Source organism: Crocosphaera sp. UHCC 0190 (assembly GCF_034932065.1).
GTDB lineage: Bacteria > Cyanobacteriota > Cyanobacteriia > Cyanobacteriales > Microcystaceae > UHCC-0190.
In genome coordinates this window covers 559159-573287 of the sequence record NZ_JAYGHP010000001.1, presented here as the reverse complement: position 1 = coordinate 573287, position 14129 = coordinate 559159, and the positions used below count along the sequence as shown (strand labels likewise).

9 protein-coding genes are annotated in these 14129 nt (G+C 42.2%); 5 read left to right on the top strand and 4 right to left on the bottom strand.

What is annotated here, in order from left to right; translation table 11 throughout:
- Nucleotides 1-84: 84 nt before the first annotated feature.
- From VB715_RS02820 to VB715_RS02810, 3 genes are all read left to right on the top strand, one after another.
- Nucleotides 85-2856, top strand: a complete 2772-nt coding sequence (locus tag VB715_RS02820; protein ID WP_323299666.1) for a methyl-accepting chemotaxis protein — start codon at nucleotides 85-87, stop codon at nucleotides 2854-2856.
- Nucleotides 2857-3185: 329 nt separating this feature from the next.
- On the top strand, nucleotides 3186-3341 hold the full coding sequence (locus tag VB715_RS02815) for a DUF433 domain-containing protein (protein WP_323299665.1): 156 nt from the start codon (nucleotides 3186-3188) through the stop codon (nucleotides 3339-3341).
- A 258-nt stretch (nucleotides 3342-3599) separates the two neighbouring features.
- Nucleotides 3600-4391, top strand: coding sequence for an MlaE family lipid ABC transporter permease subunit (locus VB715_RS02810; RefSeq protein ID WP_323299664.1), 792 nt, complete (start codon nucleotides 3600-3602; stop codon nucleotides 4389-4391).
- 54 nt (nucleotides 4392-4445) lie between these two features.
- Here VB715_RS02810 and VB715_RS02805 read toward each other — a convergent pair whose 3' ends face one another.
- Both VB715_RS02805 and VB715_RS02800 read right to left on the bottom strand, forming a co-directional pair.
- Entirely contained in the window at nucleotides 4446-5660 is a 1215-nt protein-coding gene (locus tag VB715_RS02805; RefSeq protein ID WP_323299663.1) for a homocysteine biosynthesis protein, read from the bottom strand.
- A gap of 201 nt (nucleotides 5661-5861) precedes the next feature.
- Nucleotides 5862-8018 carry a polyribonucleotide nucleotidyltransferase gene (locus VB715_RS02800; RefSeq protein ID WP_323299662.1) on the bottom strand — a complete coding sequence of 719 codons (2157 nt, stop codon included), beginning with the start codon at nucleotides 8016-8018 and terminating at the stop codon, nucleotides 5862-5864.
- Nucleotides 8019-8213: 195 nt separating this feature from the next.
- Between VB715_RS02800 and VB715_RS02795 the strand changes: the two genes are divergently transcribed.
- Entirely contained in the window at nucleotides 8214-9572 is a 1359-nt protein-coding gene (locus VB715_RS02795) for an NAD(P)/FAD-dependent oxidoreductase (RefSeq protein WP_323299661.1), read from the top strand.
- 102 nt (nucleotides 9573-9674) lie between these two features.
- Nucleotides 9675-10202, top strand: coding sequence for a GNAT family N-acetyltransferase (locus tag VB715_RS02790; protein WP_323299660.1), 528 nt, complete (start codon nucleotides 9675-9677; stop codon nucleotides 10200-10202).
- Nucleotides 10203-10380: 178 nt separating this feature from the next.
- Here VB715_RS02790 and VB715_RS02785 read toward each other — a convergent pair whose 3' ends face one another.
- Nucleotides 10381-11055: an S-layer homology domain-containing protein gene (locus tag VB715_RS02785; protein WP_323299659.1), complete on the bottom strand. Its 675-nt coding sequence runs from the start codon at nucleotides 11053-11055 to the stop codon at nucleotides 10381-10383.
- 382 nt (nucleotides 11056-11437) lie between these two features.
- Complete coding sequence (locus tag VB715_RS02780; protein WP_323299658.1) at nucleotides 11438-14125, bottom strand: CHAT domain-containing protein; 2688 nt, start codon at nucleotides 14123-14125, stop codon at nucleotides 11438-11440.
- Between the last annotated feature and the right edge of the window lie 4 nt (nucleotides 14126-14129).

Here is a 14129-nt window from a genome sequence, read left to right as displayed (position 1 = left end):
CACTCACGGTTTATTGATACCAATACAAATAACTCATAACTCATAACTCATAACTGACCAGATTCACGACAAAGGAGAGAGGCAATGGCATCAGGGACAGACTACGCAAAATTATATAATGAAGCTTATGTGGCTTATGGACAGGGAAACTATGAAGAAGCGGCGACCTTAATGGAGCCAATGGCAGAAGCCTTTCCTGAAGATCCCGATGTCCTTTTACTACGGGGTCACATTTATTTTAGTCTCGGTAAATATGACACCGCCTGTCAACAATATCAATCTGTTCTCCAACGAACAGAACGTAAAGATTTACTGGAATGTGCCAACCAAGGACTAACACAAGCCGAACAATTATTAGACCAATCAGGTGGCTCTGACTTGACTCAGACAGCCACGGAAAACAGAACGAATGAAGGGGCCGCCCTATTTAACCCAGAGGAAAAAGAGCTTGCCCTTGAGGATACGAATGGCCATGAATGGCCAAACAACGAAGGCCAAACAGACTGGGGCAATGATTTTGATCTCGATGGACTGGACTGGGATAGTGCCGTCTTTAATGAGGATGATTTAGGAGAACCCACCATTGGGCAAGAAGCATCTCAGGGCCGTAAGTCGGCTGATAATGGGGGAGAAACGACCTTTGAGATGGCGGTAGACCCATTTTCGACCCTAAGCGAGATCAATCCTTTTCCCCATCAACCTAACCCCACTTCGCCAACGGATCAAGCTTGGCCCGAACTTGACGAAGATGATCTCCCAGATTTTTCCTTTTCCGATGACGAAGACCTCAAAACTGAGGCCAATACTGGCTCTGATGATGACCACACTTTTCTGGTATCCTCTGGGTTAGATCAACCAGTTTTGGGTAAGCAATCCCCTTTGAGCCATGGGCAACCCTCGTCATCCTATAACAATGATGGCCCAAAAGCTGGCCAAGATTGGTCAAGTTATCCCTCACAAGATGAACCCACCATTCAAGCAACGCCGATGATGGCATCGAGTCAACTCCGAGAACAAAACCCTGTGTTCGATGATTTTGGGGGTTTTGAGGATGATCAGTTAGAGGATTTGTCTAATTTTGATTTTACTGAGGCCACTGCTGAATTACCAGACTCTGACCTGTTCACTGAGGCCACTAGAGATCTGAGTAGCGATCTGGGATTGAAAACGGGAGATCTCTTAGGGGAACAAACCACAGGCACGGTTAATTGGGTGAAACCTGATGAGATGGCTGCCACCTCTCTTTCGACTGGCTCCGCTAAGCTCATCAAACCCTTGGTAGAAGGCTCATCAGGCTATTTAGGCTGGTTCGTCAATGGCTCCCTCAAATATAAACCTTGGATCGCGGCCGGTACCACGGGTGTCGTCTCGTTTTTAGGGATTTTACTGGTCAGTGGTTTGGCTTGGCTGGCCACTCCTAAACCAAAAACCGGAGAGGTTGTCTTTCCTCCTCAGTCTTCTGAACAATCGGCTAAACCAGGAAAACCTTCTACTCCTGCCAAAACTAACCCAACCAATCCTCAAGGTTCCCCAGAACCGGAACCGCTCTCAATGCCGAAAAAGTCTAAATCCGGTAGTCCTGGGTTATTATTAGCGTTAGTGGGTGGTTTGACTGGATTTGGAACTACTCTCTTTTTTGGCTTAATCAGTACCAATCAACTCAAGCGCACGATTGATGATTTACAAGCTCAGTTTGATGCCATGTATGCGGGGGATTACAATGTTAAGGCGACGGTGATTTCCCAAGATGAATTAGGACAGTTATCTACCAGTTTTAACCAACTAGCTCGTGTTATTTTAACTACTACCAGTGAGGCCCAACAACGGGCGACGGAAACGGAACAGGCCAGGGAAGATCTCCAACGGCAAGTAATTCGTCTCCTGGATGATGTAGAAGGGGCTGCTAGAGGGGATTTAACCGTAGAAGCGGAGGTGACAGCAGACGTATTAGGAGCAGTGGCTGATGCCTTTAACCTCACTATTCATAATCTCCGAGAAATTGTGGCCCAGGTAAAACGTACGGCGAAACAGGTTAACCAAAGTTCGACGGATAGTGAATTATTCGCCCGCAATAATTCGAGTGATGCCCTACGCATGGCTGAAGAATTGGCCGTCACCCTTAACTCAGTTCAGGTGATGACGGAATCCATTCAACGGGTGGCAGAAAATGCCCGTGAAGCGGAAGAAGTGGCTCATACCTCCTCAGTAACGGCTCTTAAAGGGGGTGAAGCAGTTGAACGCACGGTGGCGGGTATTCTACAAATTCGAGAAACGGTATCGGAAACCACCCGTAAGGTAAAACGGTTAGCGGAAGCATCTCAGGAAATTTCTAAAATTGTGGCTTTGATCTCTCAAATTGCCTCACGCACCAATTTACTCGCTCTTAATGCTTCGATCCAAGCAGCAAGAGCAGGAGAAGCGGGACGGGGCTTTGCGATCGTTGCGGATGAAGTACGTCAGTTAGCGGATCGTTCCGCGAAATCTTTGAAGGAAATTGAACAAATTGTACTACAAATTCAAAGTGAGACGGGTTCGGTAATGACTGCCATGGAAGAAGGAATTCAGCAGGTAATTGACGTAACGGATAAATCAGAACAGGCAAAACGCTCTCTTGAAGATATTATCGAAGTCTCTAACCATATTAATACTCTCGTTCGTTCGATTACAGGAGATACTATTCAACAACGGGAAAATTCTAAAGCGGTGGGCCAGGTTATGCAGTCGGTGGAATTAACTGCCCAAGAAACCTCCCAAGAATCTCAAAGGGTGGCGGGGTCATTACAAAATCTGGTGGGAATTTCCCGTGATTTATTGGCCTCTGTGGAGAGATTTCGCATTGAACCGGCAGAAAAATAATTTCTTTATTAAGTAAGCTAAGCACAGAAAATTAATCTTACAAAAACTGTAGGGTGGGCATTGCCTACCCTACTATTATAAATATAAGTTTTTTATTTCCCTGGGGGGCCGACACCAAGAGTCAGAAGTCAGATATAATCAGGGGTTGACAGGGAAAAACGCCGTTACCGAAGAAATAGTAATTTTTCTATTGGTTTGAAAGCTAATTCATGGCTTAATTCATTAGCATTTTTTGCCCAGGAAGTTCAACAATTGATAGCTTTAGTTCCTCAAAAACGGGCTTATTATGCTAAAGTATTGAGGGCTGCAACTATTATTCGGTCAGCTTGTTGACCCTATTTGTCGCCCCCCCAGCAGCAGGAGATTCCATTGAAGAAATCCTAGAAGAATATCCTTCCCTCTCAACAAGAGAAGATATTTATGCCTGTCTCCAATTTGCTACAAAATTAATGGCAAATCATTATGAAATCCGAAAAGTCGCATGAATGGATTTTTATTGGATGAAAACCTGCCTTTATCTAGATCAAATTGAGGCATTTAGATAGTGCGATCGCTGATCTTGTAGGGTGCGTTAATGAAATATAACGCACCAATCCCCCCCCGCAAACCCTCAAAATTAAAGCTCAAATGCTGTAGAATGAGGGACAGATGAAATTCAGAAAGTCCCGTGAGCGAAACCGTCTATTTGAAACCAGTATTTTGGGGCATATATAACTAAGAGTATTGATGGATGATGAGGCACAATGACAAATTCTAGCCATTCCCGACGAGGTCTTGGTATCTGGTTTGAGCGATTATTGGCGGCAATTCTTTTAGGTGGCCAGGTATTTTTTCATCTGCTTAAAACCAGGATACATCCACGCAATACCCTAGAACAAATGAGTATTGTGGGGCCAGAATCTTTAACCATTGCCTTAGTGACATCGGGATTTGTCGGTATGGTGTTTACCATTCAAGTGGCCAGGGAATTTATCCATTTTGGGGCAGCTTCTACCGTGGGAGGGGTGTTAGCTTTGGCATTAACCAGGGAATTAGCACCAGTTTTAACGGCGGTGGTGGTGGCCGGAAGGGTAGGTTCGGCCTTTGCGGCGGAAATTGGGACGATGCGGGTGACAGAACAAATTGACGCGCTTTATATGCTGAAAACTGACCCAATTGATTATTTAGTGGTTCCTCGTGTTCTCGCTTGTTGTGTTATGTTACCTATTTTAAATATTCTTTCTTTGCTCACGGGAATGGCCGGGGGACTATTAATTTCTGACGGATTATATGATATTTCTCCACAAGTTTTCTTAACGTCAGCCCAAAACTTTCTTGAGCTTTGGGATTTGGTAACATCTATTATTAAATCGATTGCTTTTGGTGGCTTAATTGCGGTGATTGGTTGCAGTTGGGGACTCACAACCACCGGAGGAGCAAAAGGTGTGGGCCAGTCTACAACAACGGCAGTTGTGACTTCTTTATTAGCCGTCTTTGTGGTCAATTTCTTTTTATCTTGGTTGATGTTTCAAGGGACAGGAACAGCTTCTCTTTAACGATAAAACATTAATAATCAACCAATAATTTATGTTCTTAAAACAATTAAATCCTTATTCAAGGGTCATTTGAGATCCCCATAAATCTTGGGCCATAAATGCCCTATCTTTCGGTAAAGATGCAACGGGTTCAGTTAAGGTAAATTGTCCGTTTTCTATCCAAGTTTTTAGTTCTTGGGCCACCTTTCGAGAAAGGGCTAAACTAGCTAAAGGTGCAACTCGGACACTTTGGCCCTCTATGGTCATACGACCCGTTTTTAATTGAGCATAACTCACTAATCCAAAAGTAGGTCGTACCCGACGGGGAATCGAAAAATCCACCACCGGGGCCACAATTTCTTGATCACCAATAGCACAATGTTCAATTACTTTCGGATCTAAAACTGGAAAAGGAATTCCCACCCCTAACATTAAAGAGGGGCCATAATGATTAAAATAACAACCCCTTACCCATTGAGAAGACATAGTTTTCGCATCTCCAATTAAGGCCAAAGTTGCCGCAGGGCCAATAGGAGTCCGGTTAGCAAGACGTTTTTGTAAAGGAAAATGTTGAGTCCCTTCCCAAGCAATATAACCTATGCCACCCCCCAAAAAAATGCGGCTCCCGATCCCAATTAATTCTAAATCAGGATCATTAAATAACGGAGCGATCGCCCCTGGATTAGAATATACCGCATTACCTAAATCTGGTTGTAGAGGGCCGAGATAGGTATAAAGGGGACGCTCGCCACCATTAACCCCCACAATAAAGTTCTGATAAAGATTACGAGGATTATATAAATAAAATTGATTAATGGTTTTACGGGTAATACTTGTGTCAAAAGACGCTCTAGGATAGCAGTCTGTCACTTGGCCAATGGCTTTGAGAGTAACGGGTTTTCCTGCAATTAAATCCTCAATCACATGACCCCCACCCCGTTCTATATTGACATTTCCCTGACGGTTATCACTTTCGGTTATCTCACCAACGGCCTGATAGTCTACCATGGCCGTGGCTCCAATATATAAATCTACTGCCCCAAAGCCCGCATAAGCGGGAACCCCATCTAACCAACATTGACGAATTTTGATGGGGGGGTCAGTATGGCCTAGGTTAATCATGGCCCCTGATGACTCCATCGGTTCAAAGGTTCCGGTGCAGATGACATCCACTTCTTGAAACGCTTGGGAAACTCCAATTTCTTGAACCCTGATTTTAAGTTCTTCTACTGTCCAAACAATGGCTTTTTGCTGACGAATTTTTTCGTTAATTTCTGGGATGGTACGCATAGAAAATTATCGGGGAGTGAAGATGCTGACGGGGTGACAAGTCCCTTAAAGAGTAGATAGGGGTTAGGGGTCAGGTGTTAGGGGATAGGGGTAAAAACCCCTATTTCCTGATCATTGTTTAAGAGGGAAATCCCTTATTTGCTGAGAAACAAGTGCTTGTTCTTTCAATTTTTCCCTAATCCCCTACACCCCATCACCTGATTAAACCACAGCCGCCGCTTTACGCGCTGCTGCTGCTTCATCAGGATGAATACCCAAACGGGTCAAATTGAGACGGCCTTTGTTATCAATTTCGCGCACTTTGACCACCACTTCATCCCCTACGGCTACCTCATCCTCTACTTTACCCACACGGCCCTCGGCTAATTGGGAAATGTGGATCATGCCCTCTTTGCCAGGCAACACCTCCACAAAAGCTCCAATTTGGATAATGCGGGTAACACGGCCCACGTAAACCTCACCTTCATTGAGTTTCCGGGTCATGTTGTAGATAATTTGTTTAGCTCTTTCAGCTTTTTCCGCTTCAATAGCAGCGATCGTCACCGTTCCATCATCAGCAATATCGATTTTAGAGCCAGTTTGCTCTGTAATTCCCTTAATGGTTTTACCCCCAGGGCCAATGACAAGACCAATCATTTCTGGATCGATCTTCATGGTCAACAGACGGGGCGCATAGGGCGACAGTTCAGTACGGGGTTCGCTGATCGTGGCCAGCATTTTTTCGAGAATATGTAAACGGGCGGGAAGGGCTTGTCTAATGGCTTGGGCTACTATTTCCATAGAGAGTCCCGTAATTTTCATATCCATCTGTAAGGCCGTGATTCCGGTATCGGTGCCAGCGACTTTAAAGTCCATATCCCCTAAAAAGTCTTCAATACCTTGAATATCGGTGAGGATACGCACCTCATCTCCTTCTCGAATCAGCCCCATCGCTGCCCCACTAACAGGCTTAGTAATGGGAACTCCAGCATCCATTAAAGCGAGGGTTGAACCGCAAACCGATCCCATAGAGGTTGAACCATTAGACGATATAACCTCTGAGACAACCCTCAGCACATAGGGAAACTCACTTTTTGGGGGTAAGACAGGGAGAATAGCTCTTTCTGCTAAGGCACCATGACCAATTTCTCGTCGTCCTGGAGAACGCATGGGCTTGGTTTCCCCAACGGAGAAGGGAGGGAAATTATAATGATGGAGATAGCGTTTTTCATCTTCGGGATGGAGGTCATCTCCTAAATCTTGGGCATCCCCTGGGGTTCCTAAAGTCGCCAAGGATAGCACTTGAGTCAGTCCTCGGTTAAAGAGTCCGCTACCATGTACCCGTGGAGGTAAGAGGCCAACACGACAGGAGATGGGACGTACATCATCCAATTTACGACCATCCACCCGAACCCCTTCATTAATAATCTGAGAGCGCATTAATTTTTTGGTGAGATCTTTGTAGAGGTTGCCAACCGCTTTCGGTTCTTCTGTGGCTGCTACTTTAACCGGATCTTCTTCGGGAAGTTCAGCGATCGCGCTTGTTATGGCTGTATCTTTAATTTCATCCAGGGCTGCATCCCGTTTAGCCTTGTCGAAATCGTATTGTACCAGGACTTTTTTAATGGAGTCAGCCGTGCGATCGCGGATAAACCCTTCTAACACTTCATTGATGGCTGGGGGTTCGGCCTTGGTTAATTCCAGACCCAACTCTTCCATTACTTCCTGTTGGGCTTTAATGAGATCCCTGACGGCTTCATAACCAAAGTCAATGGCTTCAATGACATCTTGTTCGGGGAGTTGGTTGGCCCCGGCTTCTACCATGACTACGCCGTCAGGACTGCCGGCCACCACGAGATCAAGATCCCCATTTTCCACTTCTCGGTAGGTGGGGTTAATAATAAAGTCATCCCCTACTAATCCCACTCTTACGGCTGCCATTGGCCCATAAAAAGGGATTTGGGCTTGAATTACGGCAATAGAAGCTCCTGTGACCGCTAAAACATCGGGGGGAACTTCTTCATCCATGGACAAAGTTGTCGCAATGATCTGAATATCATCCCGTAACCAGTTGGGAAATAGAGGCCGTAGGGGGCGATCAATCAGACGACTAATGAGAATGGCTCTTTCTGGGGGACGGCCTTCTCGCCGTAAAAACCCTCCTGGAATACGCCCTGCGGCATAGAGTCTTTCTTCATAATCTACGATTAAGGGCAGGAAATCTATGCCTTCTCTTCCTTTTGCCCTGGTTGCTGTCACCAAAACCGCCGTATCGCCGGACTGAATTAAGACGGCTCCCCCTGCTTGGGGGGCTAACAACCCTAACTTGAGCCTAATATCCCGTCCGTCAAAAGATATTGACTTGTCAAACTCTTGCATGTAGCGTTTGTTCCTTTTTTGTTATCACGTTTCTCCTTCTGTCGCAATCCTAACATTTTTAAGGAACCTGGCGCGATGGTTTTATGGCCGTAACTGTCGTTACTTCCTTAAATTAGGATTCCCTTTAAACTGTCTATGAGGGAATCTCTACCTAGGGTGAGGCTTTAGGTTACTGAAAAGGAGTCAAAAACAGTTATGAATAGTCAATCTTTGGAAACTCAAGCAAAAATTGTAATTATCGGTGGTGGCTTTGGCGGCTTATATGCGGCCAAAGATCTCAACCATACCCCTGTTGAAGTTACCCTCATTGATAAGCGAAATTTCCATCTTTTTCAACCCCTGCTTTATCAGGTTGCGACAGGAATTTTGTCTCCGGCTGATATTTCTTCCCCGTTGCGCTTGGTGTTACGTCAGCACAAAAATACTAAGGTTTTGTTAGATCATGCCGTTGATCTTGATCCTCAAAATAAACAGGTTATATTAGCCGATCATGAACCCATTCCCTATGACATTTTGGTGTTGGCCACGGGAGTCAGTCATCATTATTTTGGCAATGATCAGTGGTCTACTTTGGCCCCTGGCTTAAAAACGATTGAAGATGCGATCGAAATTCGTCGCCGCATTTTTATGGCCTTTGAAGCTGCGGAAAAGGAAACTGATCCCGTAAAACGTCAAGCTTGGTTAACTTTTGTTATTGTGGGTGGTGGCCCCACCGGAGTCGAATTAGCGGGGGCGATCGCGGAAATTGCTCACAGTGCGATGAGTGGAGATTTTCGCAGTATTGATTCCAAAGAAGCCAAAATTTTGTTGATTGAAGGATTAGATCGGGTCTTACCTCCCTATCCTCCTGAATTATCGGCCAAAGCGGCTGAGGACTTGAGAAATTTAGGCGTAACAGTCCAAACTCAATCTATGGTCACGGATATCAATGACCACATTGTGACAGTGCGTCAAGGGGAACAAATCAAACAAATTGCTTCCCGTACCATTTTATGGGCCGCCGGGGTGAAAGCGTCGAAAATGGGTAAAGTTTTGGCTGAACGCACAGGGGCCGAACTTGATCGGGCCGGACGGGTGATCGTCGAACCTGATTTAAGTGTACCAGGCTACTCTGATATCTTTGTTTTGGGTGATTTAGCTAATTTTCCCCACCAAGGGGAACGGCCTTTACCTGGGGTTGCACCCGTGGCTATGCAGCAGGGAGCATACATCGCTAAATTAATCAAAAAACGCCTTCAAGGGGAGTCCTTACCCCCATTTCACTATGATGATTATGGCAATATGGCGGTCATTGGTATGAATAAGGCGGTGGTTAATTTAGGATTTACCAAATTCTCAGGGTTTCTTGCTTGGTTTATTTGGGTTTGGGCCCATATTTACTATCTCATTGAATTTGATAATAAATTGGTGGTGATGGTGCAATGGGGTTGGAATTATTTCACCCGTGGCCGTGGGGCCCGTTTAATTACGGGAGAAGGAGAAGGAAAACTCAAGGTTAAACCCCAAGAAATGCCATCTGAACCAATAGAAACCGTAACCCCTGTCATTCGCTAAAATAACTGTAGGGTGGGCATTGCCCACCTTATATCTCAAATTATTAAGTGAGACAGATTATTTATTTTAAAAAATCTTTGGTAATACAAAGTAAATAAAATAATGATAGAAATTTTAACACCTAGATTAAAATTAAGAGAATGGAAAGAAGAAGATAAAGAACCTTTTTTTTGCTTAAGTTCTGATCCAAAAGTTATGGAATTTATGCCAAAACTATTATCGAAAGAAGAAAGTAATAGTTTGGTTGAACGCATTAAAATACATTTTCAAGAGCATGGATATGGTTTATTTTCGGTAGAATTATTAAATGAAAATACTTTCATCGGATTTATTGGTTTATATATTCCTCGTTTTCAAACTTATTTTACGCCCTGTGTAGAAATTGGCTGGCGTTTAGCTTATAAATATTGGGGAAAGGGTTACGCAACAGAAGGAGCAAAAGCTGTCCTGAATTATGGATTTAATCAATTACAATTATCAGAAATTGTCTCATTTACGGTGCCTAATAATGTTCGTTCTCGTCGGGTTATGGAAAAAATTGGGATGACATTTTTTGATTACTTTGATCATCCTTTATTACCCGTAGGACATCCTTTAAGCAAGCACGTTTTATATAAAAAGAAACAGTGAGAACAGGTTTCATTTATATATAAATTTGTATATAAAGCTGTTGTGCATTTAAACGACTTATTGTGATTAACTTAGTTTAAAAAAATTATGTAGGGGCTTAATATTATTAAGCCCCTACTGACTTCTGACTTACTAAAACGCATTTAAAAGGCGTTTGAACTTAGCTGCACAAATGACACTACTTTGGATCGTTTTGAACACAATTGATAGTTCGTAAAATGGCTGCAGTAGTGTAATCACGATTTGCTGGCTGATCGGGAGCAAATTTTTCTCCTTCTTCGTTGACAGGGGACGCAATACCACAATAGGCAGACATTTGCCTGGTTAGCTGTTGATTATAGCCTGAAACATCGGAGAAGTTAATAGATTTTTTGGTGGCATTGAGAACAGTTTCTTTCTCTAGTTTTGCCTTAAGAAGTTCGGCTGAGCGACGGAGAAAACCCAGTAATTCTGCTCTGGTAACGTAGTCAGTCGGTCTAAAATTTCCGGTGGCGGTTTCTTCGGGCAGAATATTCCATTGGGCCCAATTAATTTTAGCTGCACTCCAGCGAGATTGCTCAACGTCTAAAAAAGGTTGAACTCGGTTCTTGGGTTTTTCGTTAATATTAATGGCAACAAGGGTATTCAGTCCATCAACGATCATAGAAATTGCTTGTTCTCGCGTCACTGAATCTTGAGGGCGAAAGGTTTGATCGGGAAACCCTGAAACAATTAGCATATTGGCTGCTTTTTCAATTTCCGATTGATAGGGATTGCCGTTAATATCGGTAAATTTCTGCGCTAAACTCACTCCTGTTAAGGCCATCCAAATCCCGGCGGCGGTTGTTATGAGTTGCATTTTTTTAGCTAACATTTTTAATTTTCTCCTTGGGCTTTAATGACACAAAAATTCGAGGATTTTTCGGTTCTACCGAACTTGCCATGTAAAATTAATAAATGAATACAGGCTAAAGCCTTATTCTATAAGAACAAAGGCTGTCTACACAGCCTAATTTTAAGCCTGGGCAGCCAGGCTTAGTTCCTATCGCTTAACCCGATCGGGTTTAAGCCTGTAATTTTTAATCGTTTTACATCCTAGGTTCGGTAGAGCCAATTTTTCTTAAAAAACCTAACATTTGCCTTTGATAGACTTAATTCCTAAAATGAAGACGAGATCAGGTCAAATCCGGTTCCCGTTCCTCCTTGTTAAGTCCCTCCGCTACCATGCAAAATTATTACTTTTGTGTTTCGTTTTTCTAAAGCCAATTACCGACTAAAATATAAGCTGACCAATAAAAAGGATGCTTATACCAAGGATTTTTTAATATAGCTAATTGTGCTTGTCTTAAGGCTTCTGCTTTTGATGAATTTTGAGTCGATAATTGACTATAAAATTGTTTCATAATTACTGCTGAAGCTTGATCATTTACTGACCATAAGGTGGCTAAGGTACTTCTCGCGCCAGCCCGTACAGCAAACCCCGCTAACCCTAATGCAGCGCGACTATCTCCTGATGCTGTTTCACAAGCACTTAAGATTAATAGTTCAATGGGGTTATTGCCTCTGGGATCATTCTCTTTCAATAATCTCTCTAATTCTAACACATTAATGAAGCTATTCCAAGCAACTAAAAATGTCTTGTCAAATTGTGAGCTAAATTGTCCGTGAGTGGCTAAATGAACAATGGGAAAATAACTATTTTCTAAGGTTTTTCGTAGGTTATTAACAGTAAAATCTTCATTCAGTAAAACGGTAGTAGGAACTTGAGATTGAACAGCTTTTAATTCTTGTTTAACATAAAATAAAGGAATTAAGCCTTCTTCTCTGAAGGTTTCTGTTAAGCCGGAGAATAAGGTGTTTAATCGCTGATTTTTTAAGGGTTGAGGGGATAATAAAGTCAGGCCAGGAGTTAAGGCAACTTGATAGTTTTCAATTAGATATTTTTGCCCATCATATAAAGCACTCATCGGAATATTTCTCAAGACTCCATCAGGCACAAAAACTAAGGTTTTGATTTTAGATTGTTCCAGATGAGCAACCAAGGGTTTAACTAACCATTGATAAAGGGTTTGACCATAATCAAAAAATTCCCTTTGACTACGAATAACGATATGATAGCGAAATTTTTTAACAATTTCTTCTAATTTGTTTTGAGTAATTTGTGTAACATAAACTTCTAATGGTTGATTAGGTAAACTGGTTAAAACTACTAGGCGATCGCGTAATATTAAGGGATATAAAATAGCGGCAGAAGGATCGATGTTACTAACATCAATCGGTTGACTAACGACACAAATATCCTGAAAGAAATTATTTAATTCAGCCACTTGTAAGGCTTCTATTTGTTTTCGAGCTTCTTCTAAATTGTCTTGATCAACTAATTCTTGATTATTTTGGGGCAGTAATAAACTGAGTAATTCCCGGTAAAGTGGCTCAACTTTTTCTCTAAAAGATAACTGAAAATCTCTATTATTAATTAAATCAAAAGTGACAGATTTTAAAGTGTTAACGGCTTCTAAATAAGCGTTAATAGCAGCTTCTTTTTGGCCAGCAGCAGCTAAAATTCTCCCTAGTTGCCACTGCAAAATATAGGTAATATCATCTGATTGAATAGCTTGAGATTGCATTAAAGATTGTTCCGTTAATTTCTGGGCTTTTTCCCTAAGTTGTTCTGTTTTCAAAGTCAATTGATTAAGATCAGAAAAATGATAGGTAATTGAACAATCTATAAAAGGAGAAATATTGTTTTGACAAGTTCGGGTTAAAGCTAATATTTCATAAAGTTTTCCCTGATCGCCTAACCCATAAGCTTCTCCCTGACGATAATTAATTAATTGAGAATTTTCTTGTGCTTGTTTTAATAGGGCTTCTATTTTTTGCCAAGAAGGTAATTTATTAGAAGAAACAGCAATTTTACTCCAACTTAATAAAAGTTGTGGCAAATAAAGTTGAGCATCAATTTTAGTTTGATTAACCGGAAAATCAGCTAAATTTTTCTCTATTTCTTCTACAATATTGGCGGCTTCTAAAAAGTATTTTTGTTGAATTAATAAGTTTAATTGAGCTAATTGTGCTTTTAATTGTGTCCCACGGGTAGTAGCTTGAGCGATCGCCTGTTGATAATTTTCTTGCGCTCCTTGAATATCCTTATCGACTTCCAAAATTTTACCTAAACTAAACAAAATAGAAGTTTTTGTCTCTTCACTTGGTAACTGGGTTAATATGTATTCTAAAATGGTCTGAGAACCATCTAAATTACCCTCTTGACGCAATGTTTGAGCTAAACTGAGCCATCCCGCTTGTTCTAGGGGAGTCAAGGTTTTAGGAAGCAAGGGAGTTAAACTGTTGGAGGTGAGATCCTCACAATTAAGGGGGCTATCAGCTAAGGTATCCAACAAATAACGGCAAGCCCTGGGATATAGCCCTAATGCTTGTAATGCTCTTCCTTGGTTAATTTTGGTGCGTAAAATGCCCACATTGTCCTTGATTTTCTCATAGGTTTTGGTAGCTTCTTCCCAACTCGATAAAGCGGATAAACCATCTCCCCTACCCAAGAATAATGTTCCCTGAATGTTTAAGGCTTCGGCTAAAACAGGTATAGCCTCTATTTCTGCTTTTTTGGTCTGTAATAGTTCTAAACTCTGGTTAATAGCGGTTTCTGCCTTTTGCCACTCTCCTAGTTGAGCATAAGCTAAAGCGAGATAACCGAGAATTCGTGCCTGACTGACTATTTCCCCTTGTTGTGCATAGTTTTTCGCATTTTTTTGCCAAATATCAATAGCTTGAGTGATTTGTCCCCGTTGATACCATTCTTTTGCCTGTTCTTCTTCAACCTGAATAGAAGATGCTATTACTGGAGAATAGGGAGGAAAATAAGCGGAATAAAGGGTCAGGGTTAAACCGAGACAGAGCAACAGCAAAAAACGAAGAAAACGGACTAACATATTA

Bases quoted from the DNA above. Each gene is read 5' to 3' on its own strand.
- VB715_RS02810 (WP_323299664.1), top strand. From the start codon at position 3,600: ATGACAAATTCTAGCCATTCCCGACGAGGTCTTGGTATCTGGTTTGAG.
- VB715_RS02795 (WP_323299661.1), top strand. From the start codon at position 8,214: ATGAATAGTCAATCTTTGGAAACTCAAGCAAAAATTGTAATTATCGGT.
- VB715_RS02780 (WP_323299658.1), bottom strand. From the start codon at position 14,125: ATGTTAGTCCGTTTTCTTCGTTTTTTGCTGTTGCTCTGTCTCGGTTTA.
- VB715_RS02820 (WP_323299666.1), top strand. From the start codon at position 85: ATGGCATCAGGGACAGACTACGCAAAATTATATAATGAAGCTTATGTG.
- VB715_RS02790 (WP_323299660.1), top strand. From the start codon at position 9,675: ATGATAGAAATTTTAACACCTAGATTAAAATTAAGAGAATGGAAAGAA.
- VB715_RS02805 (WP_323299663.1), bottom strand. From the start codon at position 5,660: ATGCGTACCATCCCAGAAATTAACGAAAAAATTCGTCAGCAAAAAGCC.
- VB715_RS02800 (WP_323299662.1), bottom strand. From the start codon at position 8,018: ATGCAAGAGTTTGACAAGTCAATATCTTTTGACGGACGGGATATTAGG.
- VB715_RS02785 (WP_323299659.1), bottom strand. From the start codon at position 11,055: ATGTTAGCTAAAAAAATGCAACTCATAACAACCGCCGCCGGGATTTGG.